This window comes from Kitasatospora sp. NPDC092948 (assembly GCF_044754805.1).
Lineage (GTDB): Bacteria > Actinomycetota > Actinomycetes > Streptomycetales > Streptomycetaceae > Kitasatospora.
Window position 1 is genome coordinate 188,870 of the sequence record NZ_JBIVPU010000008.1, and the last position, 25,162, is coordinate 214,031.

The window sequence follows — 25,162 nt, forward strand, 5'->3', positions numbered from 1 at the left end:
CTCCCTACCGGATGGACGAGGGCCTGGCGGCCGAGTTCCGCCGTCGGCGCGCACGTTCACTGGCGAACCATCAACCAGGCGCGCGGGCTTGAAGGACGCCCAGGAAGCCAGCTCGACCAGCGGCGCGCCCCCTGGTCCGCAAACCGCAGGTGGGGCTGTCGGCGGCCTTGCGCAGCGGCCGGGACGGAGAGGCCCGGCGGCGGTTCGGCCGCACATCCGCAGTGGCCGACCTGCCGCCCGGTGGGCCGGCTCGCGTTGCTGGCCGCGTTGGCCTCCTGCCGGGTGGACGGGGCCCGGTTCGCCGAGTTCCGCCGTCGGCGCCCGGGTGGCGCGTCGCTGATCGAGCCGGCTTTCTGGGCGGCCTTCACGGCCCCGCCGGCCCGGCGCCGCGCCTGGTTGATGGTTCGGCAGTGAACGTGGAGCGAGGCCTCCGTGGGCCGGGCGGGGGCTTCGTTGCTTCCGGGGTGGGCAGGTGGGCGTTGTCGGCGGCTCTGGGCAGCGGGCGGGACGGAGGGGCCTCGCCGGGGGTTCGGCCGCGCATCCGCGGTGGCCGACCTGCCGCCCGGGGGGCCGGCTCGCGTTGCTGGCCGCGTTGGCTTCTTTCCGGATGGACGGGGTCCTGGTCGCCGAGGTCCGCCGTCGATCGAGGTGCGGCCTCCGCCGTCGCCCGGCTGGTCGCCGCCCCGCTGGCCCGCTGTCACCTCCTGCTGTCCCGAGCCCCCGTGGTTCCTTGCGCGGGGGCTCCGGGGTGTGTCGGGGACTGTTCGTGAATGACGGCGTTATGGAATTCGGGAACTGCGCGAAGGCACTTATGAGACACGCTGTCAGTACTGTCGTGGCGTTCTGCAAGTGCCCGACGGGCAAATCACGGTGTTATGGAATCGCGGTTGTCGAATCACGGCGTTATGGAATCCGGGCAGTTGAATCACGGCGTTATGGAATGCCGTCCCGCGCCTGCCGAGGGGGAAAGCAAACCGGAAGATGGCAACCGGAGCGTGCGGGGCGCACGCTTGATCGGTATAAGGGGAGAACTGAGACCCGCCAGTAATTCAACTCCAGGGGGCGGTGAATATATGAGCAGTCAGCGGATAGCTATCGTCGGAATGGGCCTCCGCTACCCGGATGCGAATTCTCCGGGAGAACTGTGGGAGAACGTACTGAGCGGCCGAAGGGCTTTCCGGAGGCTCCCGGACGAACGGATGAACCACGCGGAATACTGGTCGCCGGACCGCAGTGCGCCCGACCGCTTCTACGCATCGAAGGCGGCAGTGCTCCGGGATTACGAATTCGACCGGATCAAATACAGCGTCGCCGGAAGTACGTACCGCTCGACCGACCTGACGCACTGGCTGGCGCTGGACGTGGCCGCCCAGGCGCTCGCCGACGCCGGATTCCCGGACGGTGAGGGGCTGCCCCGGCAGGCCACCGGCGTGGTGGTCGGCAACAGTCTCACGGGTGAGTTCTCCCGGGCCAACATCATGCGGCTGCGCTGGCCGTACGTGCGGCGCACGGTCGCGGCGGCGCTCGGCGGCAAGGGCTGGAGCGACGCGGACACCGCGGCGTTCCTGAAGGACCTGGAGGTGCAGTACAAGTCGCCGTTCCCGCCGATCGACGAGGACTCGCTGGCGGGCGGCCTGGCCAACACCATCGCCGGGCGGATCTGCAACCACTTCGACCTGCGCGGCGGCGGCTACACCGTCGACGGCGCCTGCTCCTCCTCGCTGCTGTCGGTGGTCACCGCCGCGAAGGCGCTGGACGACGGCGACCTGGACGTGGCCGTGGCCGGCGGCGTCGACCTGTCCATCGACCCGTTCGAGGTGATCGGCTTCGCCAAGACCGGCGCTCTCGCCACCGGGGAGATGAAGGTCTATGACCGGGACTCCAACGGCTTCTGGCCCGGCGAGGGCTCCGGCATGCTGGTGCTGATGCGCGAACAGGACGCGCTCGACCAGGGCAAGCGGATCTACGCGACCATCGCCGGCTGGGGAGTCTCCTCCGACGGCAAGGGCGGCATCACCCGGCCCGAGGCCGGCGGCCACCGCCTGGCCATCTCCCGCGCCTACGGCCGGGCCGGCTACGGCGTGGAGACGGTCTCCTACTTCGAGGGCCACGGCACCGGCACCGCACTCGGCGACGCCACCGAGATCGAGGCGCTGTCCTCGGCGCGCCGCGCCGCCGACCCCACCGCCCGCCCGGCCGCCCTCGGCACCGTCAAGGGCAACTTCGGGCACACCAAGGCCGCGGCCGGCGTGGCCGGCCTGATCAAGGCCGCCCTCGCCGTGCACCACCAGGTGATCCCGCCGGCCACCGGGCACTTCGACGCCCACCCGAAGCTGCGCGGCGACGACGCCGCCATGTACGTGCCGCGCCGGGCCGAACTGTGGCCCGCCGACCGGCCGGTGCGGGCCGGCGTGTCCGCGATGGGCTTCGGCGGCATCAACACCCACATCGCCGTCACCCAGGCCCCCGGCGCCGAACGCCGCGCGCAGCTCGACACCGGCACCGAACAGCTGGTGGCCGGCCGGCAGGACGCCGAACTGCTGCTGCTGGACGCCGACGACCCGGCCGCGCTGCGCGCCGAGGCGGAGCGCCTGCTGGCCGTGGTGCCCAAGCTCGCCATGGCCGAACTCGCCGACCTCGCCGCCCAGTTGACGGAGAAGCAGAAGGGCGCCCCGGTGCGCGCCGCGCTGGTGGCGACCTCCCCGGACGACGCCGTCCGCGCCCTGGAGCGGCTGCTCACCCTGCTGGACTCCGGCGCCCGCGAGGCGTTCTCCGCCGGCGAGGGCGTGTTCCTCGGCCGGGCCCGCCGCGCCCCCAGGATCGCCTACCTGTTCCCCGGCCAGGGCTCCGGCCGCGGCACCACCGGCGCGCTGCGCGCCCGCTTCGCCGCCGCCGACGAACTGTTCGCCGCACTGCCCGCCGGGACGGACCAGGTCGCCACCGAGGTCGCCCAGCCGCGCATCGTCACCGGCTCGCTCGCCGCGCTGCGAGTGCTCGACCGGCTCGGCATCCACGCCGACACCGCCGTCGGCCACAGCCTCGGCGAACTCACCGCCCTGCACTGGGCCGGCGCGCTCACCGAACAGCAGGTGCTCGAACTCGCCGCCGTCCGCGGCCGGTTGATGGCGAGCGCCAGCCGCGGCGGCGGCGCGATGGCCGGGCTCGCGGCCACCCCCGAACAGGCCGCGCGCCTCGCCGAGGGCCAGGACGTCGTGCTGGCCGGCTACAACGGGCCCCGACAGACCGTGGTCTCCGGCCCCGCCGAGGCCGTCGACGAGGTGTGCCGCCGGGCCACCGCCGAAGGCACCACCGCGACCAGGCTGAACGTCTCGCACGCCTTCCACTCCCCGCTGGTCGAACAGGCCGCGACCGCGATGGGCGAACACCTCGCCCAGGTCGACCTGCGCACCCCCGAGCGCCCGGTCGCCTCCACCGTCACCGGCACCCGGCTGGCCGCCGACGCCGACCTGCGCACCCTGCTGCGCGACCAGGTGCTGCTGCCGGTCCGCTTCCACGAGGCCGCCGCCGAAGCCGTCGCCGACGCCGACCTGGCCGTCGAGGTCGGCCCCGGCCGGGTGCTGACCGGCCTGCTCGCCGAGATCGCCCCGAGCTGCCCGGTGCTCGCCGTCGACACCGACAGCACCTCGCTCGGCGCGCTGCTCCGGGTGGCCGGCGCCGCCTGGGTGCTCGGCGCACCCGTCGAGGCGGACGCGCTGTTCGCCGACCGGCTGACCAGGCCGCTGCCCGACGACGGCACGATGACCTTCCTCGCCAGCCCCTGCGAGACCGCCCCGGCCCTCACCCTCGACCTCGCCGCCTTCGACGACGCCGAACCGGCCGCCGCACAGACCGAACAGGACCGGGCGGGCGGCGAATCCACCCTGGAACTGCTGCGCCGGCTCACCGCCGAGCGGGTCGAACTGCCGCTGGAGTCCGTCACCGCCGACACCCACCCGATGGACGACCTGCACCTGTCCTCGATCACCGTCGGCCAGCTGGTCAACGACATCACCCGCGCACTCGGCCGGCCCGTGCTCGCCTCCACGCCCAACTTCGCCACCGTCCGCCTCGGCGAACTCGCCGACCTGATCGACACCCTGGCCGACACCGAACAGGACGGCGCGACCCCCGAGGCGGAAGTCCCCGGCGTCGCCCCGTGGGTGCGCCCGTTCGCCCTCGAGTACACCGAGGCCGAACTCGCCGCCGTCCGTATCGAGGCCGCGCCGCCCGCCGACTGGACGGCCCTCGCCCCCGACGGCCACGCCCTGGCCGAGCCGCTGCGCGCCGCGCTCGCCACCGCAGGACTCGGCGACGGCGTCCTGCTCTGCCTCCCCGCCGAAGGCGGCAGCGCACACGTCGAACTGTTCGTCGAGGCCGGCCGGGCCGTACTGGCCGCCCGCAGCCGACTGGTGGTGGTGCAGGGCCGGCTCGGCGCCTCCGGATTCGCCAAGACCCTGCACCTGGAACACCCCGACATCCCCGTCACCCTGGTCGGACTCGACGACCCGACGGCCGACGGGACGACGATCGAGAAGGTCGTCGCCGAGACCGCCGCCACCGACGGCTTCGCCGAAGTCCGCTACGACGCGCACGGCCGTCGCACCGTCCCGGTGCTGCGCCCCGTCACCCCCCGCCCCGCAGCCGAGGGCACCGCCCCGCTCGGCGCCGAGGACGTGCTGCTGGTCACCGGCGGCGGCAAGGGCATCACCGCGGAGTGCGCACTGGCGATCGCCCAGGACACCGGCGCCGCACTCGCCCTGCTCGGTCGCGCCGACCCCGCCGCCGACACCGAACTCGCCGCCAACCTGGCCCGGATGGAGGCCTCCGGACTGCGCTTCCGCTACGACCGCGCCGACGTCACCGACCCCGCGCAGATGGCCGCCGCGATCGGCCGGCTGACCGCCGCACTCGGCCCCGTCACCGCCGTCCTGCACGGCGCCGGCCGCAACGAGCCCGCCGCGCTCGGCAGCCTCACCGCCGACGACTTCCACCGCACCCTCGCCCCGAAGATCGACGGGCTGCGGGCCGTGCTCGCCGCCGTCGACCCCGAGCGGATCAGACTGCTCATCACCTTCGGCTCGATCATCGGCCGGGCCGGCCTGCGCGGCGAGGCGCACTACGCCACCGCCAACGACTGGATGAGCGAACTCACCGCCGACTTCGGGCAGCAGTACCCCAACGCCCGGGCACTCGCCCTGGAATGGTCGGTGTGGTCCGGCGCCGGCATGGGCGAGCGGCTCGGCGTGGTCGAGGCGCTGGTCCGCGAAGGCATCACCCCGATCTCCACCGAGAACGGCATCCAGGTGCTGCGCGACATCCTCGCCGACCCCGCCGCCGGCCCCGTCCTGGTGGTCTCCGGCCGCGCCGCCGGCCTGCCCACCCTCGCCCTGGAACGCCGCGAACTGCCGCTGTCCCGCTTCGTCGAACGGGTCGTCGCGCACTACCCGGGCATCGAACTGATCACCGAGGCGGAGCTCACCGAAGGCAGCGACCCGTACCTGAGCGACCATCAGCTCCAGGGCGACCTGCTCTTCCCCGCGGTGCTCGGCATGGAGGCGATGGCCCAGGTCGCCGCCGCCGTCGGCGGACAGCCGGGGTCGCCGCTGCTGGAGGACGTCGAGTTCCAGCGGCCCGTGGTGGTCCGCCCCGGCGGCTCCACCACCCTGCGGATCGCCGCCCTGGTCCAGGCGCCCGGCGTCGTCGACGTGGTGCTGCGCACCTCCGACACCGGCTACGCCGCCGACCACTTCCGGGCCCGGCTGCGCTACCCGAGGCCCGAACTCGCCGACACCCCCGTGCCGGAGGAGTTCGCACTGCCGCCCGTCCCCGTCGACCCGGTCACCGAGCTGTACGGCAGCGTGCTGTTCCAGGGCAAGCGCTTCCAACGGGTGCTGGCCTACCGCCGGGCCGCCGCCCGGCACGCCCTCGCGGAGATCTCCACCGCCGCGCCCGCCCCCTGGTTCGGCGCCTTCCTGCCCCAGCACCTGCGGCTCGCCGACCCCGGCACCCGGGACGCCATGATGCACGCCATCCAGTGCTGCGTCCCCGACGCCACCCTGCTGCCGCAGCGCATCGAACGGCTCTGGCTGGCCGAACGCGCCGCCCAGGACACCGAGTACGTGCTGCTGGACGCCCGCGAACGCTCCCAGGACGGCGACTCCTACGTCTACGACCTGGACGTGCGCACCCCCGACGGCACCGTGGTGGAACGCTGGCAGGGCCTCACCCTGGTCGCCGTCGGCAAGCGCGACGGCGCCGGGCCCTGGGTGCCCTCGATGCTCGGCTCGTACCTGGAACGCGCCCTGGAACGCGTGCTCGGCGGCAGCCGCGCCGTCGTCCTGGAACCGCGCACCGCCCCCGTCGGCACCGTCGAGGACCGCCGGGCCGGCACCCGCACCGCCGTCGGCCGGGCCCTCGGCCGGCCCGCCGAGCTGCGCCACCGCCCCGACGGCCGGCCCGAGACCGACGGCTGCACGGTCTCCGCCTCGCACGCCCAGGAACTCACCCTCGCGGTGGTCGGCCAGGGTCGGCTGTCCTGCGACGTCGAAGCGGTGCTGCCGCGCACCGCCGAGGACTGGACCGGGCTGCTCGGCGCCGCCCAACTCCCGGTCCGCGACCTGCTGGCCGCCGAGACCGGCGAGGACCCGGCGATCTCCGCCACCCGGGTGTGGAGCGCCCTGGAGTGCCTGCGCAAGGCCGGCGCCACCAGCCAGGCCCTCACCGTCGACCGCGTCCACCCGGACGGCTGGGCACTGCTGTCCGCCGGGGACGCGCACATCGCCACCTGGGCGACCACCGTCAACGACCGCGGCGAGCCGACGGTCTTCGCGGTGCTCGCCGGAAGGGACGCCTGATGACCGGCTACTACGAGATCCGACACACCGTCGGCTTCGAGGAGACCAACCTCGTCGGCAACGTCTACTACGTCAACTACCTCCGCTGGCAGGGCCGTTGCCGGGAGATGTTCCTCAAGGAACAGGCCCCTGCGGTGCTCGCCGACCTCCAGGACGACCTGAAGCTGTTCACCCTCAAGGTCGAGTGCGACTTCTTCGCCGAGATCACCGCCTTCGACGAACTGTCGATCCGGATGCGGCTGGAGGAACTGACCCAGACCCAGATCCAGTTCAGCTTCGAGTACCTGCGCCTCGCGGACGACCACGAGAACCTGGTCGCCCGCGGCCGGCAGCGGATCGCCTGCATGCGCGGGCCGAACACCGCCACCGTCCCCGCCCGGGTCCCCGAGGACCTGCGCCGCGCCCTGGTGCCCTACGCGGAGAACGCCGCCGCGGCCCGGGCCCTGGCCGCGGCCGCCGCCCCCGCCCCGGGGCGGATCTGATGAGCGCCCCCCACGTGCGGGGCGGCGCCACCCTGCCGCCGCCCCGGGCGCCGCGCCCGCCCGCCGCCGGGCCGGCCCTGCGGGAGACCATGGCCCGCTTCGCCACCGGCATCACCGTGCTCACAACCGGCGGCGAACAGGTGCACGGGATGACCGCCAACGCGTTCAGCTCGGTCTCGCTGGACCCGCCGCTGGTGCTGTGCTGCGTGGCCCGCACCGCCACCATGCACCGGGCGATCACCGTCACCGGCAGCTTCGCGGTCTCCGTGCTCGGCGCCGAACAGGAACAGCTGGCCCGGTACTTCGCCGACCGCGACCGCCCGCGCGGCGCCGAACAGTTCGACCGCGTCGACTGGCAGCCCGGCCCGCTCACCGGCGCCCCGCTGCTCGGCGGCGCGCTGGCCCGGCTGGAGTGCCGGCTCGCCGAGGTGTACGAGGGCGGCGACCACTCGATCTTCCTCGGCGAGGTGCTCGCCACCGAGTGGGCGGCCGGCGACGGCGCCCTGCTGTTCTACCGCGGCGGCTACCACCGGGTCGGCTGCGAACCGGCCGACCGGACCGCCTGACGACAGGCGCCACCCGGCGACGAGAGCGACAGGAACGACGAGAGCGACAAGAGCGAAGAGAACGACGAGAACGACAAGGAGGAGAACACCCCGATGTTGGTGAGCGTCACCGGCGGCACCGGATTCCTCGGCATCCACTCGGTCGCGGCGATCGTCGCCCACGGCCACCGCGTCCGCCTGCTGGCCCGCGACCCGGACGCCGCCGGGCGCACCCTGGCCCGGCTGGACGTCGACCCCGGCGCGGTCGACCTGGCCGCCGGCGACGTCACCGACCCGCCGTCCGTGGAACGCGCGCTGCGCGGCGCCGACGCCGTACTGCACGCCGCGTCCGTCTACTCCTTCGACAGCCGCCGGCACCCGGAGATGCGGCGCACCAACGAACGCGGCACCGAAGTCGTGCTGGCCGCCGCCCGCCGGATCGGCGCCGACCCGGTCGTGCACGTCTCCAGCGTGGTCGCGCTGCTGCCCGCCGGCGGGCGGACGATCGGGGCGCACACCCCGGTCGGCCGCCCCCGGGAGACCTACGCGGCCTCCAAGGCCGCCGCCGACCGGATCGCCCGCCGCCACCAACGGGACGGCGCACCCGTGCTGATCAGCTATCCGCCCGCCCTGCTCGGCCCCGAGGACCCGAAGATCGGCGACCAGACCGGCCGGCTGCGCGACACCCTGCGCGGCCTGATGCCGATCTGGCCCACCGGTGGCTTCCCGGTCGGCGACGTCCGCGACACCGCGGGGCTCCACGCCCGACTGCTGACCGCGCCGCGCGACGGCGCCGACCGGCACTTCGGGCCGGGCCGGCACCTGAGCACCCGGCAGTACCTGCACACCCTGCGCGAGGTCACCGGCCGCGCGCTGCCCGCGCTGCACCTGCCCGCCCGCGCCATGCTGCCGGTCGGCGCGGCCGCCGACCTGCTGCAGCGCGCCTGGCCCTGGCACCTGCCCGCGGAGTACGGCGCGGTGTGGACCTGCGCCCACGCCGTGCCGGTCGAGGCGGGCGCGAGCACCGGCGGGCTGCGGCCGCGGCCCGCCGCCGAGACCATGGCCGACACCGTGCGCTGGCTGCACGGCCGGGGACTGCTGACCGACCGTCAGGCCGGCGCGATCGCAGGGGAGAAGAACCGATGACCACCGCCGAACAGCAGGCCGCCCCGATCGTCCTGCCGGGGCTCCGTCCCCGCACCGCCCCCGAGCCGGCCGGCGGCCGCAAGCTGCGCACCGTCCCGCCGCCGAAGCCCGAACGCACCATGGGCAGCGCCCGCGAACAGCGCGAGCAGCTGCGGAGGCGGATCGTGGAGGGCGAGCCCGACGCCGTCCGCCGGCAGCACAAGAACGGCAAGCGCACCGCCCGCGAGCGCCTCGAACTGCTGCTGGACGAGGGCTCGTTCACCGAGATCGAGATGTATCGGCGGCACCAGGCGGACGGCCCCAAGCTGTCCGAGAACCGCCCGCACACGGACGGCGTGGTGGCCGGCTCCGGCACCGTCGACGGCCGCCGGGTGTTCGTCTACGCGCAGGACTTCACCGTCTTCGGCGGCTCGCTCGGCCAGGCCCACGCCGCGAAGATCCACAAGGTGATGGACCTGGCGATCGCCACCGGCGCCCCGCTGATCGGCCTCAACGACAGCGGCGGCGCCCGGATCCAGGAGGGCGTCACCGCGCTGGACGGCTACGGCGGCATCTTCCGCCGCAACGTCGAGGCGTCCGGGGTGATCCCGCAGATCAGCGTGGTGCTCGGCCCGTGCGCGGGCGGCGCGGCCTACTCGCCGGCGCTCGCCGACTTCACCTTCATGGTCCGCGACACTGCGCAGATGTACCTGACCGGCCCGGACGTGGTCGCCACCGTCACCGGCGAGCAGGTGACGCACGACGAGCTCGGCGGCGCCGACGTGCACGGCCGCCGCTCCGGCGTCGCCTCCTTCGTCCACGACGACGAGGAGTCCTGCCTGGCGGACGTCCGCTTCCTGCTGTCCATGCTGCCCGCCAACAACCTGGAGACCCCGCCGAACGACCCGCCGGGCGGGGCCCGCGACGAGGAGCGGCCCCGGCTCGCCGAGATCGTCCCCGTCGAACCCAACAAGCCCTACGACATGCGCGAGGTGGTCGCCGAGATCGTCGACGACGGCGAGTACATGGAGGTCCACCAGGACTGGGCGGGCAACGTGCTGTGCGCCTTCGCCCGGATCGACGGCCAGGTGGTCGGCCTGGTCGGCAACCAGCCGCTGGTGCTGGCCGGCGTGCTGGACATCCCCGCCTCCGAGAAGGCCGCCCGGTTCGTCCGGTTCTGCGACGCCTTCGGCATCCCGCTGGTCACCCTGGTCGACGTCCCCGGCTTCCTGCCCGGCACCGACCAGGAGTACGGCGGCATCATCCGGCACGGCGCCAAACTGCTGTACGCCTACTGCGAGGCCACCGTGCCGCGGATCCAGGTGATCCTGCGCAAGGCGTACGGCGGGGCGTACATCGTGATGGACTCCCGCTCCATCGGCACCGACGTCTCGCTCGCCTGGCCGACCAACGAGATCGCCGTGATGGGCGCCGACGGCGCCGTCAACGTGCTGTTCCGCCGCGAACTCGCCGCCGCGGCCGACCCGGAGCTGCTGCGCGCCGAGCTGGTCGCCGACTACACCGACCGCCTGGTGCACCCGTACCACACCGCCGAGCGCGGCCTGGTGGACGATGTCATCGACCCGGCGCACACCCGCGCCGCGATCGCCCGCTCGCTCGCCATGCTGAGCGGCAAGCGCGCCCCGATGCCCCAGCGCAAGCACGGCAACATCCCGCTCTGACAAGCTTTTCGACGATTCGTCAATCGGGTGCCACCACCTCCGGCCCGAGCCGGCGGGCCGAGGCCGCCACCGACGCGGTGGCGGCCTCCCGGCTGTCCCCGACGCCCACCATCAGCGAGATCAGCTGGGAGTCCAGCAGCCGGTCCGCCGGGTACGGCTCGATCAGGTAGCCGCCGAGCTCCAGCGTCACCATGCCGTGCACCGCCGACCACATCTGATGCGCCACCAGATGCGCGTCGCCGCCGGCCCGGAACCGCCCCGAGTCGATGCACCGGCCGGCGCACTCCACCACGTCGCCCAGCGTGTAGCGGCCGTGCAGCCGGTCCTCGCCGTCGATCGAGAAGCCCGCCAGCGACGACCCGCCGAACATCACCGTGTACAGGTGCGGATTGGCCAGCGCGTTGCACCGGTACGCCCGTCCCAGCAGCGCCAGGTCCGCCACCGGGTCCTCGCTGGGCTGCACCCGGGTGAAGTACTGCTGGAGCCGCGCGAAGCCCTCGTGCACCATGGTCCGCACCAGCCCGCCCATCCCGTTGAAGTGGGTGTACAGCGCCATCGTCGAACTGCCCACCTCGGAGGCGATCCGGCGGGCGGACAGCGCCTGCGGGCCCTCCTCGGACAGCAGTCGGGCGGCGACGTCCACCAGGGCGGGGCGGGCTTTGGGATCCGGGCGTCGACTCATAACTCCAGTGTGACAAAACGCTGTTATATCCGGACAGGGCCACGGAGCAGAAGGGGTCCGTTACCGCACGTTGCGAGAAGCGGGCGATCCCGCGCGCCGCGTAGCTTCACAAGTTGCGCGAAGCACCACGATCCGTCAACTTCCGCCCTGCGCAAGACGACTGACGAGAGGTCCCGCCTTGCCCACCAGACCCATGAGTCGAGCGACCGGCACCACCCTGGTGCTGGCCCTCGGCACCGCGACCGTCCTGATCTCCGCCGCCGTCGCCTTCACCCACTCCTTCACCATGGACCCGTCGATGCCGATGGACTCCATGCACACGATGACCTCGACGGCCAAGCACTCCACCGCCAGCCGGCCACTCCAGGGCATGCCGCTCTCCGAGATGCCGGAGATGTTCACGGCCGCCCTCGGACTGCTGCTGGTAGTGATCGGCGCCGCCCTGCGCGGCCGGCCCGAGACCGCCGCCGACGCGCCGTCACCCGGCCGCGGCCGGGGCCGCGTCCTGATCGGGGTGATCGGCACCGCCGCGCTCACCATCGACATCAGCAAGACCTCGACCCTCGGGTTCGTCATCCCCGGCATGCGCACCGAGTACGGGCTCACCCCCCAGGAAGCCTCCCTGCTGGCCGTCGCCGGACTCACCGGGACCGCGATCGGCGCCGTGCTGTTCGGCGCGCTCTCCGACCGGATCGGGCGGCGCGGCTCCTACCTGATCGCCACCCTCGGCTTCACCGCCACCAGCATGTGCGGCTCGATGCCCGACTTCCAGGGCAACCTGGTGATGTGCGGGCTGATGGGCATCGCGGTCGGCGGCCTCGCCCCGCTGCTGATCACCCTGCTCACCGAGACCGTCGGCGGCACCGTCCGCGGCTCCGTGGTGGTCGCCCTGTCGGTGGTCGCCACCGCCGTCGGCTACCTGGTCGCGGCCGGCTCCGCGCTGTGGCTGGAGCCGATCTTCGGCTGGCGGGTGCTCTGGCTGATCGGCGCGCCCACCGGCGCCGTGCTGGTCGCCCTCGCCCCGTTCGTCCCGCACTTCGCCGCCGCGCCGGCCGCCGCCCGGGTCCAGCAGGAGCCCCGACAGCCGCGCTCCGCACGGGCGTTCGGCGTCGGCCTGCAACGCGCCTTCGCCACCCTGATCGGCCTGCTCACCTTCGGCCTCACCACCTGGGTCCCCAGCCTCGCCCGGGTCGGCGGGGTGCCGGTGCGCACCGCCAACCTGATGCTCACCGTCGCCGCGGTCGCCATGGTGCCCTGCGCCGTCCTGCTGATGCTCGGCTACCGCCGCTTCGGCCCGACCTTCATGGCGTCGGGGCTGGCCACCGTCACCGCCGTCCTGCTGCTCGCGCTGACCGCCAGCGGCGCCGTCGCCACCGTCAGCTGGGTCGCCGCCGGCGCTCTGGTGGCCGCGCTGTTCTCGGTCAACTCGATGTCCGCGATCTTCCTGCCGATCGCCGCCGACCTCGCCGACCCCGGCCGCCGCGGGCGCACCACCGGCACCGTCTCGCTGTTCAACCGCCTCGGCGGCCTGTGCGGCCCGCTCCTGCTGGCCGGCCTGGTCTCCTCCACCTCCGACGTCCTGACGGCCGTCTCCGCACTCGCCCTGCTCTGCGCGGGCGCCGCCTGGTACCTCGGCCGCCGGCACCGGCAGCACACCCTGGCGGAGGCCCGGGCCGCGGCGAACGGCTCCCTGACGGAGGCTCGGGCCGCCAACAGCTGACACCGGCCCGCCAACGGCTGACACCGGCCCGCCCTCCGTCCCCGGCCGTGCACGGGGGCGGAGGGCGAGCCGGCGCGCCGGGCCGGGTGCCAGGCGAGGTGCGCGAACTGGCCGGGCGTCAGGCGAGGTGCGCGAACTGGCCGGGCCGGCGGCCCGGGCCGGCGGGGCCGCGGTAGGCCTGGGCGATGTCGAGCCAGTGGTCGGCGTCCGCGCCGGTCGCGGTGACGGCGAGGTCGTCGCGGTGGCGGCGGCGGGTGACCAGCAGGCAGAAGTCGACGGCGGGGCCGGTGATGCGCTGCTCCGCGTCCTCGGGGCCGAAGTCCCACCGCACGCCGGACGGGCCGGTCAGCTCGAAGCGGAACTCCACGTCCGGGGTGGCCTCCTTGCGGGCCTGGTAGCCGAAGTCCCAGGTGCGGACGGCGAACCAGGCCAGGTGGCCGACCCGGTCGGTGTACTCGCGCCGGACGCCGAGCGCGTCCGCGACGTCCTGGCCGTGGCCGAACAGCTCCATCAGCCCGGCCGCCGCCAGCACCGGCGCGGGCAGCGGACGGACCAGCCACGGCACCACCTGGCCGGCCGGGACGACGGCGAGCGCCTGCTCGGCGGCGGCCCGCTCCTCGCGCCAGGCGGTCAGCAGCTTCTCGGTGCCCAGCGCCAGGTACGGCTGGAGGATCTGCTGCACCGAGCCGTTGAAGTCGCCCGCCAGCGGCGTCACGTACTCCACGAAGCCCTGCGGGTCGGAGGCGGACAGCGCGGCCATCTTGAAGATCGTGGTCAGGTGGGCGATCTGGTGGGCGACCGTCCAGCCCTCCGCGGGAGTGGGCAGCGCCCAGCCCGACTCGTCCAGATCGGCCACCAGACGGTCGATGTCCTGGCCTTCGGCGATCAGGTCGGAGAAGACGTCCTGGGGCACGGGGAAGTCCTTTCGCAGGGAGGGAAGTCGGCGGCACCGCCCAGCCTCCGGCCCGGCGGCCGGACGCGACAACTCCCGTCGTGCGGCGTGCCGTTGGGGGCGCAGCGGCCGTGTCCCACGGGTCAGCAACCACCGAGACGACGCGGACGGGCCCGGGTCCCTAGGCTGCCGGACGGGCACCGTCGGCCGGTCGCCGCGACCGCGGGCACGGGTGTCGAAGCCGTCCGACGAGTTGAGGAGCCGTGATGTCCGAAACCGCTGTCCGGTCGAGCCGTTCGGGGACCGCGGCCTGGCCCGCCGAATTCGCCGCGCGCTACACCGCCAAGGGCTACTGGGCCGGCCGGTCGCTGGGATCGCTGATCGCCGACGCCGCGCGCAAGACCCCCGACGCCGTCTGCCTGGTCGACGGCGAGCTGCGGATGACCTTCCGCGAGCTGCTCGCCCGGGCCGACGGCGCGGCGCAGCGGATGGCCGCGCTCGGGCTGCGGGCCGACGACCGGGTGGTCGTGCAACTGCCCAACAGCTGGGAGCACGTGGTGCTCAGCGTCGCCTGCCTGCGGCTCGGCGCACTGCCGGTGTGGACGCTGCCGCAGCACCGCCGGCACGAGATGACCGGGGTGACCGCGCACACCGAGGCCCGGATGCTGGTGGTGCCCGGCGCCGCCAAGGACTTCGACCACCAGGAGATGGCGCGCCGGATCGCCGCCGCGGTGCCCGGCGTCGCGCACGTCTTCGCGGCGGGCGGCGAACTCCGGCCCGGCATCGAGGACCTGCACGCGCTGCTGGCCCCCGCCGAGGACCCGGCCGGGGCCGCCGCCGAACTCGACGCCGACGCGCCGGGCGGCGACGACGTGGCGATGTTCCTGCTGTCCGGCGGCACCACCGGCCTGCCGAAGGTCATCCCGCGGACCAACAACGACCTGGCGTACATGATCCGGCGGGCCGCCGAGATCTGCGCCTACGGGCCGGACACCGTCTACCTGACGACGCTTCCGCTCGGCCACGGCTTCCCCAACACCGGCCCCGGCGTGCTCGGCGCCCTGCTGAGCGGCGGCCGGGTGGTGATCGCCGCCACGCCCGCCCCGGAGGTCGCCTTCGCCGCGATCGCCCGCGAGCGGGTCACCGCGACCTCCGCCGTCCCGGCGATCGTCCACCGCTGGCTCCAGTACCGCGAGGAACACCCGGAGGCGGACCTCTCCTCGCTGCGGCTGCTCCAGGTCGGCGCGGCCCGGCTGGCCCCCGCGGTGGCCCGGCGGATCACCCCCGAGCTGGGCTGCACCCTGCAGCAGGTGTTCGGCATGGGCGAGGGCCTGCTGTGCCTGACCCGCCTCGACGACCCCGAGGAGGTGCTGCACCACACCCAGGGCCGCCCGATCAGCCCCGACGACGAACTGCTGATCGTCGACGAGAACGGCGCGCCGGTGCCCCCCGGCGAACCCGGGCTGCTGCTCACCCGCGGCCCCTACACGCTGCGCGGCTACTACGACTCGCCCGAGCTGAACGCCCGGGCCTTCGTCGGCGACGGCTGGTACTCCACCGGTGACGTGGTGCGCCGCACCCCCGACGGCAACCTGATTGTCGCCGACCGGGAGAAGGACGTGATCAACCGCGGCGGAGAGAAGATCAACGCCGAGGAGATCGAGGACTTCGCCCACCAGCTGGACGCCGTCCACCAGGCCGCCTCGGTCGCCATGCCGGACCCCGAACTCGGCGAAGCGGTCTGCCTGTTCGTCGTCCCCAAGCCCGGTCGGACGGTCGAACTCGCCGACGTGCGGGCCGTCCTGACGGAGGCCGGGGTGGCCCGCTTCAAACTCCCCGAGCGGGTCGAGCTGGTGACCGCGCTGCCCACCACCCCGGTCGGCAAGGTCGACAAGCGGGCCCTGCGGGCCGAGATCGCCCGCCGGCTGGCGGCGGAAGGCTAGGGCAGACAGGCCCTGGGCCCGGCGAACCGCTGCCGGCGGCCCGTCAGGCGGCCGGCTCGGCCCAGTCGATCCGGTGGCGGAGCGGCCGGGAGAGCTTCTCCTGGTTCATCAGCTTCATGGCGACCGGCATCAGCGCGTCGCGCAGCACCCGCCCGACCGGGCCGGCCGCCTTGTTGCTGTTGGTGCGCTCGGTCTGCCGGATGATCTGCTCGACCCGCGGGCGGCGCAGCTCCTCGTACCGGTCGAGGGCCCGGGGGAGGGGCAGGTCCCGCAGGCAGCGGGCAAGTTCCACCGAGCTCTCGATGGCCAGGGAGGCGCCCTGGCCGGAGCTGGAGGACGGCGCGTGGGCCGCGTCCCCGGTCAGCACCAGCCGGCCGCGGCTCCAGTGCGGCACCCGGGGCATGGTCTCCATCGGACCGGTCATCAGCAGCCGGCCGGGATCGGTGCGGCGGATCAGGTCGAGCGCCGGGGTGCGGTCGTCGGCGCAGGCCTCGGCCAGCACCTTCAGCCACTGCTCGGCTCCGCGGGAGGCCGCCCCGGCCGCTGTCAGCGGCTCCGGGTGCGGCAGGTTGACGAACCAGACGGCGTTGCCGCCGATCACCTGGAGCCCGAAGAAGGCCCGTTTGCCGAAGGTCATGAACATCTTCCCGCCGGTGTCCGGGACCAGGCCGGCCTCGGCGCTGACGGCGCCGAAGCCCAGCAGCCCGGCGTAGCGCGGCTGCGGGGCGGCCGGGTCGATCAGCGTGCGCACGGTGGAGCGGATCCCGTCGGCGCCGACCAGCAGTTCGCCGGTGGCGGTGGTGCCGTCGGCGAACTGCGCGGTGACGGCGTCCGCGCCCTCCTCGACCCCGGTCAGCCGCTTGCCGTGCTCGATCCGGATGCCCCGGCGGCGGGCCTCGTCGTAGAGCGCCCGGTAGAGGTCGCTGCGCATGACCAGCCGGGTGGGCTCCAGGGCGCCGGGGCTGCCGATCTCGGCGAGCCGCCGGCCGTTCCAGCTCTGCAGCACGATCGCCCGCATCGGGTCGCCGAGTTGCCGGACCCGGTCGCCGAGGCCGATCGCGTCCAGCGCGGCGAGCCCGTTGGGCGCCAGGCCGAGCGCGGCGCCGACGCCCTCGGCGGTGCCCTGGTGGGCCTCGTACACGGTGGCCTCGATGCCCGCCTGCCGAAGGGCCATCGCGGTGACCGGGCCGGCCACGCCGCCGCCGACGACCAGGGCGGTGGTGATCTTCGTCGTCATGTCCTGATGCTCCTTCGGGTCAGACCCGGGCCGGGTCGTCGACGGTGGGTGCGGCGCCGGTGCGGTGGGCCCGGCGGACGTCCTCCAGGTACGCGCGGGAGCACATCGCGGACAGGACCGCGATGCCGCCGCGGTGGACGCGCACCTCGCTGCTGTCGGCGGTGCCGACCAGCCGGATCCGCGGCCCGGCGAGCCCGCCGGCGGGCCCCTGGGCGTCCTTCACCCGGCCGCGGGCGGGCCAGGCGACGTCCCACTGGTCGATCACGGCGCCCTCGGGCACCAGCAGCTTGACCAGGGCGCGCCGCAGGTCGATGCGGATCTCCAGGTCGGCGGGCAGCGCGGGGGAGCGCAGGTCCAGGACGACCGATCCGCTGCGGGCCTTGACCTCGAAGCGGCCGGCGGTGGTCCAGCGGCCCAGGCGTTTGGCGGTGGCGTGGTCGACGTGGACGCGCTCGGTGGCGGTGCTCATGGCAAAGCTCCCCTTCGTCGGGGCCGACTCCCTGTCGGCCCCTTCATAGTTGCACTGCAACTAGTGCTGCTGCAACTAGTTCCGTCGGGAGTAGTATCCGGATCATGAGTACCGCCCCCAAGAGCACGCCGGTCCAGCTCACCGTGCTGTCGCTGCTGCACTTCAAGCCGCTGCACCCGTACGGGATGCAGCGGCTGCTCAAGGAGTGGGGCAAGGACCAGGTGGTCAACGTCGGCCAGCGCACCAGCCTCTACCGCGCGATCGACCGGCTGCTCGGGGCCGGGCTGATCGCCGTCCGCGAGACCGGGCGCGACCAGCAGTACCCGGAACGCACCGTCTACGAGATCACCGACGCCGGCCGGGCGGCCACCCGCACCTGGCTGCTGGACATGCTGCGCGAACCCAGGCTCGAATTCCCCGAGTTCCCGGTCGCCCTCGCCAACCTGATGCTGCTCGCCCCGGACGAGATCGAGCAGGCCCTCACCGCCCGCCTCGCCGCGGTGCGCGCCGGCCAGGCCGCCCAGGAGCGCTCGCTCGCCGAGACGGCGGCGTTCGGCGTCCCCAGGGTCGCGATGCTGGAGAACGAGTACGCCCGCGCCCTCGCCGCCGCCGAGGGCGACTGGCTGGAGTCCGTCCTCGCCGACCTCCGCTCGGGCCGACTCACCTGGAGCGCCGAGGAACTGATCGCGTTCGCCCGGGCCGACGAGGACCGGACGCCGCAGTAGCCGGGCCGGAGGCGGCCGGGCCGGAGCCGGCCGCACCGGCACACCGGGCGGCGCGGGCGGGCCCGGGAACGCCGAAGGCCCGCCCCCGCGCTGTGCGGGGGCGGGCCTTCGGCGGGCGCGTCACGCGGGGCGGTGCGCCCGGACGATCAGCGACACGCCGTTCATCGACTTCACCGGCAGGAAGCGCTCGGCCGCCACGATCCCGTTGAGGGCGGCGTTGATCAGCGCCGGCGGCGGCTCTTCGATGTCGCTCTCGGTGGACTTCTTGCGGTGCATCGCCACCACCGGACGCAGCAGGACGTTCCAGCTCCACATCTTGTCGATGACCAGGCCGGCGCCCTCCAGCACCTTGGTGAGCCCGTCCCGGTCGTAGCGGCGCACGTGGTCGCACTTCTCGTCGTGCGCCGACCACAGCCGCATGTCCTGGGGCACGGTGATCAGGGCGTTGCCGCCGGGGCGCAGCACGCGGAAGATCTGCGCCGAGGCGACGTCGTCCTCCTCGATGTGCTCCAGGATCTCGAACGCGGTGACCAGGTCGAACGACCCGTCCTCCCACGGCAGATCGCGGGCGTCGGCGACGTGCGCGTCCAGGCCGCGCTCGACGGCGATGCCCACGGCGGTCTCGGACAGGTCGCCGATCACGGTCTTCCAGCCGTGCTCCAGCAGCACCCGGCTGTTGCCGCCGCCGGCGGCGCCGATGTCCAGTGCGCGGCCGGGCGTGCCGATCCGGCGAAGCTCACGGGCCAGCAGCTGGCGCTTCTGCTGGAACCACCAGTGCCGGTCCTCGATCTCGGTCATCCGGCGGATCTCAGTGGCTTGCATCGCTTCTGCCTCTCTGCTCGGTGGAACTGACGGTGCATCGGTCGGGCAGGGAGCCCTGGTGCTCCGGGGCGTGGCGGGCCGGGGCCGGAGCGGTGGCCGTCGGCGGTTTTGCGCATGCTTTGCCGGACGATTCAGCAGTGTGGCCTAAAAGCGCACGATGTACGAACCGTGCCGGGCCGGGGCAGGGGGCCGGCCGGAACGGAACGGGAGGATCCCGGCAAAGGGGAGCCGGGGCGGGTCGGCGGCGCCGCCGGGCCGGGAGCGGCGGGCGGCAGGCCGGTGACGGCCCCGGGAAGGAGCCGTCAACAGTCGGCGGAACGCGGCGCGTTCGGGCCGGCCCGGGTCTCCGGCGCGGCGCGGTCCGGCCGGTCGGAAGTCACTCGCACGGGCGAACCGCCGAGCGCCCCTCGCACCCCTCCCGGCCCGGATTCCCCACCGGCCGCGCGATCCGCAACCTTGAAGATGTTCCGCCCCGGGGCAGCGGCCTAGCGTGAGCAGCGGCGGCCGGTCCGCTGACACCCCATCATCTCGATGACCCCTGGTGGAGGTCGCGTCCCATGTCCAACGAAGTGTGCCCCTACCGTCTCGACCCCGAAGGCGCCGACACCCACGGGGAGACCAAGGCGCTGCGCGAGCAGGGCCCGATCGCGCTGGTCGAGCTCGCCGACGGCGTGAAGGCCTGGTCCGTGCACGACTACGCGCTCGGCAAGCAGATCATGGGCGACGAGCGGTTCTCCAAGAACCCGCGCAAGAACTGGCCCGCCTACATCAACGGCGAGATCTCCAACGGCTGGCCGCTGATCACCTGGGTGGCCATGGACACCATGGCCACCCAGGACGGCGAGGACCACGGCCGGCTCCGCCGACTGCTGCTCAAGGCGTTCACCGAGCGCCGGGTGGAAGCCATGAAGCCGCACATCGAGAAGACCGTCAACGACCTGCTGGACGCCATGGCGGCCTACGACGGCGAGATCATCGACCTGAAGGGCTGGTTCCACGCGGAGCTGCCCACCCGGCTGATGTGCGACCTGTTCGGCGTGCCCGAGGAGACCCGCGACGAGGTGCTCGCCGGCGGGCACAAGAACATCGACACCCGGATCTCCGCCGAGGACGCCGAGGCCAACCTGTACCAGTGGCAGGAGGCGATCTCCAACCTGGTCGACTTCAAGCGCGCCAACCCGGGCGACGACCTGACCAGCGCGCTGATCGCGGCCCGCGACAACGACTCCAAGCTCAGCCACTCCGAACTGCTCGGCACCCTGCACCTGCTGCTCGGCGCCGGCTCCGAGACCCTGGTCAACGCCCTCGCGCACTCCTCGGTCGAACTGCTCGCCAACCCCGAGCTGCGCGAGAAGGTGACGACCGGCCAGGTCCGCTGGGAGAACATCTGGGAGGAGACCCTGCGGGTCGAGTCCCCGGTCGCCCACCTGCCGTTCCGCTACGCCACCGAGGACTTCGAGATCGGCGGCGTGAGCATCGCCAAGGGCGACCCGATCCTGGTGGACTTCGCCGGCATCGGCCGCGACCCGGCGATGCACGGCGACACCGCCGACGACTTCGACCCGCTGCGCGAGGACAAGACCAACCTGTCCTTCGGCTTCGGCGTGCACTACTGCCTGGGCGCCCGCCTGGCCAAGCACGCCTGGATGATCGGCATCCCGGAGCTGTTCCGCCGCTTCCCGGAGATGCAGCTCGTCGGCACCCGCGACGAACTGGTCGGCCAGGGCAGCTTCGTGGTCAACGGCCACGCACAGATCCCGGTCCGCCTGCGGGCCGCCGTCCCGAGCGCCGTCTAGGACCTGCCGGCGGGTCCGGGCGCCTCCCGGTCGGGGGCACCCGGGCCCGCGCAGCCACGCCTCGAAGCCACCCAGGAAAGGAGACCGACCATGGCAGTTGACGAAACGCCGGACGGCGCCGCACCGGAGGGCCTGCCCCTCGACGACGACTACATGGGCCCGCGCGACCTGAAGCTGGAGACCCTGGTCTCCGCCGACGGCACCCGCATCGCCTACGAGGTGTCCGGCAGCGGCCCGGCCGTCGTGGTGATCGGCGGCGGCCTGAACGACCGCGCCATGTTCACCCCGTTCGCCACCCTGCTGTCCAGCCGGTTCACGGTCTACAACTACGACCGGCGCGGCCGCGGCGACAGCGAGTACGGCGACCCGGCCGAGTACACCATCCAGAAGGAGATCGACGACCTCGCCGCCGTCATCGCCGCCACCGGCGAGCCCACCGCGGTGTTCGCCAACTGCACCGGCGGCATGATCGCCGTCCGGGCCGCCGCCCAGGGCGTGCCGATGAGCAAGCTCGGCCTGTACGAGCCGCCCTACGACTCCCCGAAGCCCACCGCCGAGCAGCTCACCCTGCTCCAGCAGTACATCGCGGAGGACCGCCGCGAGGAGGCGGTGACCATCTTCGCCCGGGACATCGTCGGCTTCATCACCGAGGAGACCCTCGACCACTTCAAGCAGCACCCCGCCTGGGCCGCCTTCGAGTCGATGGCGGCGTCCGCCTACTACGACGCGCTGCTCAGCCTCGACCACAACGCCGTCCCGCACGAGGTGCTGCCGCAGGTCGACGTCCCCACCCTGATCCTCACCGGCACCGAGTCCACCGCCGCGATCCGCAACGCCTGCACGGTGCTCTCCGAGGGCATCGCCGGCGCGCAGCTGATCGTGATGGAGGGCGAGGGACACCTGTTCAACCAGAAGACCGGGGCGCCGGTGTACGCGGAGTTCTTCGCAGCCTGAGCGGAGCCGGGAGCAGGCGCCGGGCCGCCCGTACGCGGCCCGGCACCCGCGCATTCCCGGCACCGCCACCCGCACGGCACGAGCGAGGGGTGGGACGCACACCATGGACGGCACGACACAGCTCCGGCACTCCGACGACGCACCGCCGCCGACCGGCCGCTGCCCGATGGCGCTGCCCGCCACCCGGCGCGGACTCGACCTCGACGCGGAGGTCGGCAAGCTCCGCGACAGCGGCGAACTCGGCCCCGTCGTCGACGCGTTCGGCCAGGAAGCCACCCTGATCACCCGCTACGACGAGGTGCGGGCCCAGCTGTCCGACACCGACGGCTTCCACGTCGGCGCCGTTCCGCTCCCGCCGGTCCTGCTGGAGCGCGGCTTCGACCTCGACGAGGTCAACCGCCGCCGCAAGGTCGGCAACCTGATCATGCTGGACCCGCCCGAGCACACCCGGCTGCGCAAGATGGTCACCGCCTGGTTCACCACCCGCCGGGTCGAGCGGATCCGCCCCCGGGTGGTCGAGATCATCGACGCCGCACTCGACGCCATCGAGCAGGCCGGGCCGCCCGTCGACCTGGTGGCGATGTTCTCCAAGATCGTCCCGGTGATGGTGATCTGCGAACTGCTCGGCGTCCCCGAGGCCGAACGCCAACGCTTCTGGAACACCGACGCCGCCCCCGACGGGCCGTCCAGCCCGCTCAACGAACTGCGCCGCCTCGGCGAGGCCGGCTGGGTCGACCACGACCTGATCACCCACCACCGAGCCCACCTCAGCGACGACGTGATCGGCATGCTGCTGCGCGAGTACGGCCCCGGCACCGGCGGCAACGAACTCACCGACGACGAACTGGTCGGCCTCGCCAACGCCCTGCTGATCGCCGGCCACGAGACCACCACCCAGATGCTCTCGCTCGGCACCCTCGCCCTGCTGCGCCACCCCGAGCAGCTCGCGCTGGTCCGCGACGACCCGGAGGCCGTCCCCGGCGCCGTCGAGGAACTGCTGCGCTACATCGGCGTGATGCACGGCGGCTTCGTCCGGATCGCCACCCGGGACACCGTGATCGGCGACCACGAGATCCGGGCCGGCGAACTCGTCCTCCCCGCGCTCGCCACCGCCAACCGCGACCCGCAGCTGCTCCCCGACGGCGACCGGTTCGACGTCACCCGCCCGCCCACCAGCCACCTGGCCTTCGGCCACGGCGTGCACTTCTGCATCGGCGCGCCGCTGGCCCGGCTCGAACTGCGGGAGGCCTTCCCGGCCCTGCTGAGACGCTTCCCCGGCCTTCGACTGGCCGTCCCGGAGGAGGAGTTGGAGTTCTCCGACGACACCGTGGTGTACGCGCTGCGGAGCCTCCCGGTGACCTGGTGACGCGTCGGCGCCCGCCGGTGCCGCGCCCCGCCCGTCCCCCCGACCCCTGCCGCGGCCGTCCCGGCGTGACAGGCCGTTCATCCGCCCCTCAGGAAGGAGCATCCGCCATGCGGCCGTTCCAGGTACAGGTTCCGCAAGCCGACATCGACGACCTCAAGCGCCGCTTGAGCCAGACCCGTTGGCCCGAGCTGGTCGACGTCGGCTGGTCCCGCGGCGCCCCGCTGTCCTACATCAAGGAACTGGCCGAGTACTGGCGGGACACCTTCGACTGGCGGGCCGCCGAGGCCCGGATCAACCAGTACCCGCAGTTCACCACCGAGATCGACGGCGCCACCATCCACTTCCTGCACGTCCGTTCGCCCGAGCCGGACGCCACGCCGATGGTGATCACGCACGGCTGGCCGGGCACCCCGGTGGAGTTCCTGGACATCATCGGGCCGCTCACCGACCCGCGGGCGCACGGCGGCGACCCGGCCGACGCCTTCCACCTGGTCATCCCCTCGCTGCCGGGCTTCGGCCTGTCCGGCCCGCTGAAGACCACCGGGTGGGACCTGGGGCGGATCGCGACGGCCTGGTCCAAGCTGATGGCCGGCCTCGGCTACGACCGCTACATCGCCCAGGGCGGCGACATCGGAGCCTTCACCTCGCTGCTGCTCGGCGTGATCGACCCCGGCCACCTGGCCGGCATCCACGTCAACCTGCTGCAGACCAACCTCAGCGGCGAGCCGGGCGAGCTGGAGTCGCTGACCGAGGACGACAAGGCCCGCCTCGCCCGGTCCGAGCGCTTCCTGGACGAGCTGGCCGGCCCGATGAAGATGCAGGCCACCCGCCCGCACACCATCGGGTACATGGTGAACGACTCGCCGGTCGCCCAACTCGCCTACCTGCTGGAGATGTTCAGGCACTGGGCGCAGGTGGAGAAGGTCCCCGAGGACGCCGTCGACCGGGACTTGATGCTCACCCACATCTCGTTGTACTGGTTCACCGCCACCGGCGGCTCCGCGGCCCAGGCGCACCGCGAGCTGAAGCCGTTCCTGCCGATCACCTCGCTGATCGGCCGGTCCCCGACGATCGAGGTGCCGATGGGCGTCGCGGTCTACCCCGGGGCGCTGTTCCTCCCCGTCCGCAGCCTGGCCGAGCGCGACTTCAAGCAGATCGTGCACTGGAGCGAGCTGGAGCGCGGCGGCCACTTCTCGGCGATGGAGGAGCCGGACCTCTTCGTGGACGACCTGCGGGCCTACCTGCGGACGTTGAAGAAGCTCTGACGGCCGGTTGACCGGCGGGCCGGGGAATCCCCAACTCGGGGAGGTACCCGGCCCGTTGGCGCGCCACGCCGGGATCGGGGTTCCGGTATACAGTGTGAACATTGGCACGTAGAATGGTGCCATGGCTGATGGAAACAGCGTCGACGCCACGTCGACCGGAAATGCCCCTGTCCCCGTGTGGTTCGACCTGTCGACCCCCGACGCGGCGCAGGCTCGGAAGTTCTACCAGGACCTGTTCGGCTGGCAGATCAACGTTCTGGACGAGACGTACTCCCTGGTGAGCGGCACCAACGCCCCGCCCACCGGCGGGATCGGCCAGTCCGGCCCCGGCGCCCCGTACACCGGCATGTGCGTCTACTTCCCGGTGGACGACGTGGAGGCGGCGCTGGCGCAGGCCGAGAAGCTCGGCGCCACTCGCCTCATGGAGCCCAACGCGACCCCGCTCGGCACGATCGCCGCGTTCCGCGACCTCGACGGCAACGTCATCGGTCTGAAGAGCGCCTGACCCGACGACGGAAGGCCCGGTACCCCACGGGGGGTGCCGGGCCTTTCGGCGTTCCCCGGCGGACGGCCGCGGCCCGGTTCGCCCCCGGCGTGCAATTC

Annotated in this window: 18 protein-coding genes; 13 read left to right on the plus strand and 5 right to left on the minus strand. The window is 73.3% G+C overall.

Features of this window, described 5'->3' with window-relative positions; all coding sequences use genetic code 11:
- Positions 1-1,073 precede the first annotated feature (1,073 nt).
- From ACIQF6_RS23730 to ACIQF6_RS23750, 5 genes are all read left to right on the plus strand, one after another.
- Positions 1,074-6,854, plus strand: coding sequence for a type I polyketide synthase (locus tag ACIQF6_RS23730; RefSeq protein ID WP_400898148.1), 5,781 nt, complete (start codon positions 1,074-1,076; stop codon positions 6,852-6,854).
- The gene (locus tag ACIQF6_RS23735; protein ID WP_400898150.1) at positions 6,854-7,336 is read left to right on the plus strand and encodes an acyl-CoA thioesterase; all 483 of its coding nucleotides are present in this window, start codon (positions 6,854-6,856) and stop codon (positions 7,334-7,336) included. Before ACIQF6_RS23730 ends, ACIQF6_RS23735 begins: the two co-directional genes overlap by 1 nt.
- Complete coding sequence (locus ACIQF6_RS23740) at positions 7,336-7,902, plus strand: flavin reductase family protein (RefSeq protein ID WP_400898152.1); 567 nt, start codon at positions 7,336-7,338, stop codon at positions 7,900-7,902. Before ACIQF6_RS23735 ends, ACIQF6_RS23740 begins: the two co-directional genes overlap by 1 nt.
- 93 nt (positions 7,903-7,995) lie before the next feature.
- Positions 7,996-9,027: an NAD-dependent epimerase/dehydratase family protein gene (locus tag ACIQF6_RS23745; protein WP_400898154.1), complete on the plus strand. Its 1,032-nt coding sequence runs from the start codon at positions 7,996-7,998 to the stop codon at positions 9,025-9,027.
- Positions 9,028-9,146: 119 nt separating this feature from the next.
- Positions 9,147-10,688, plus strand: a complete 1,542-nt coding sequence (locus ACIQF6_RS23750; protein ID WP_400898360.1) for an acyl-CoA carboxylase subunit beta — start codon at positions 9,147-9,149, stop codon at positions 10,686-10,688.
- Positions 10,689-10,707: 19 nt separating this feature from the next.
- Here ACIQF6_RS23750 and ACIQF6_RS23755 read toward each other — a convergent pair whose 3' ends face one another.
- Positions 10,708-11,370: a TetR/AcrR family transcriptional regulator gene (locus tag ACIQF6_RS23755; RefSeq protein ID WP_400898156.1), complete on the minus strand. Its 663-nt coding sequence runs from the start codon at positions 11,368-11,370 to the stop codon at positions 10,708-10,710.
- 193 nt (positions 11,371-11,563) lie between these two features.
- On the opposite strand from ACIQF6_RS23755, the gene ACIQF6_RS23760 reads away from it, so the two are divergent.
- Complete coding sequence (locus tag ACIQF6_RS23760) at positions 11,564-13,090, plus strand: MFS transporter (RefSeq protein ID WP_400898158.1); 1,527 nt, start codon at positions 11,564-11,566, stop codon at positions 13,088-13,090.
- Between the two features lie 118 nt (positions 13,091-13,208).
- Here the strand turns inward: ACIQF6_RS23760 and ACIQF6_RS23765 are convergent, their stop codons facing one another.
- Positions 13,209-14,003, minus strand: coding sequence for a TIGR03084 family metal-binding protein (locus tag ACIQF6_RS23765; RefSeq protein WP_400898160.1), 795 nt, complete (start codon positions 14,001-14,003; stop codon positions 13,209-13,211).
- 245 nt (positions 14,004-14,248) lie between these two features.
- On the opposite strand from ACIQF6_RS23765, the gene ACIQF6_RS23770 reads away from it, so the two are divergent.
- Positions 14,249-15,925 (plus strand): (2,3-dihydroxybenzoyl)adenylate synthase, encoded by a 1,677-nt coding sequence (locus ACIQF6_RS23770; protein WP_400898162.1) that lies wholly within the window; start codon positions 14,249-14,251, stop codon positions 15,923-15,925.
- A gap of 43 nt (positions 15,926-15,968) precedes the next feature.
- Here ACIQF6_RS23770 and ACIQF6_RS23775 read toward each other — a convergent pair whose 3' ends face one another.
- Together ACIQF6_RS23775 and ACIQF6_RS23780 are read right to left on the minus strand one after the other, a co-directional pair.
- Positions 15,969-17,162 (minus strand): FAD-dependent oxidoreductase, encoded by a 1,194-nt coding sequence (locus ACIQF6_RS23775; RefSeq protein WP_400898164.1) that lies wholly within the window; start codon positions 17,160-17,162, stop codon positions 15,969-15,971.
- A 19-nt stretch (positions 17,163-17,181) separates the two neighbouring features.
- On the minus strand, positions 17,182-17,631 hold the full coding sequence (locus ACIQF6_RS23780; protein ID WP_400898166.1) for a hypothetical protein: 450 nt from the start codon (positions 17,629-17,631) through the stop codon (positions 17,182-17,184).
- A gap of 104 nt (positions 17,632-17,735) precedes the next feature.
- Here ACIQF6_RS23780 and ACIQF6_RS23785 point away from each other — a divergent pair, with 104 nt between their 5' ends.
- A complete protein-coding gene (locus ACIQF6_RS23785; RefSeq protein WP_400898168.1) occupies positions 17,736-18,356 on the plus strand; it encodes a PadR family transcriptional regulator in 621 nt (206 codons plus the stop codon).
- A gap of 120 nt (positions 18,357-18,476) precedes the next feature.
- On the opposite strand, the gene ACIQF6_RS23790 is transcribed toward ACIQF6_RS23785, so the two are convergent.
- A complete protein-coding gene (locus ACIQF6_RS23790) occupies positions 18,477-19,178 on the minus strand; it encodes a class I SAM-dependent methyltransferase (RefSeq protein ID WP_400898170.1) in 702 nt (233 codons plus the stop codon).
- Positions 19,179-19,735: 557 nt separating this feature from the next.
- Here ACIQF6_RS23790 and ACIQF6_RS23795 point away from each other — a divergent pair.
- The 5 genes from ACIQF6_RS23795 to ACIQF6_RS23815 all read left to right on the plus strand — a co-directional run bounded on the left by ACIQF6_RS23795 (position 19,736) and on the right by ACIQF6_RS23815 (position 25,064).
- Complete coding sequence (locus ACIQF6_RS23795; RefSeq protein WP_400898172.1) at positions 19,736-20,974, plus strand: cytochrome P450; 1,239 nt, start codon at positions 19,736-19,738, stop codon at positions 20,972-20,974.
- 90 nt (positions 20,975-21,064) lie between these two features.
- Complete coding sequence (locus ACIQF6_RS23800) at positions 21,065-21,928, plus strand: alpha/beta fold hydrolase (RefSeq protein ID WP_400898174.1); 864 nt, start codon at positions 21,065-21,067, stop codon at positions 21,926-21,928.
- Positions 21,929-22,031: 103 nt separating this feature from the next.
- The gene (locus ACIQF6_RS23805) at positions 22,032-23,294 is read left to right on the plus strand and encodes a cytochrome P450 (RefSeq protein WP_400898176.1); all 1,263 of its coding nucleotides are present in this window, start codon (positions 22,032-22,034) and stop codon (positions 23,292-23,294) included.
- A 107-nt stretch (positions 23,295-23,401) separates the two neighbouring features.
- On the plus strand, positions 23,402-24,559 hold the full coding sequence (locus tag ACIQF6_RS23810; protein ID WP_400898178.1) for an epoxide hydrolase family protein: 1,158 nt from the start codon (positions 23,402-23,404) through the stop codon (positions 24,557-24,559).
- Between the two features lie 121 nt (positions 24,560-24,680).
- Positions 24,681-25,064, plus strand: coding sequence for a VOC family protein (locus ACIQF6_RS23815; RefSeq protein ID WP_400898180.1), 384 nt, complete (start codon positions 24,681-24,683; stop codon positions 25,062-25,064).
- Positions 25,065-25,162 lie beyond the last annotated feature (98 nt).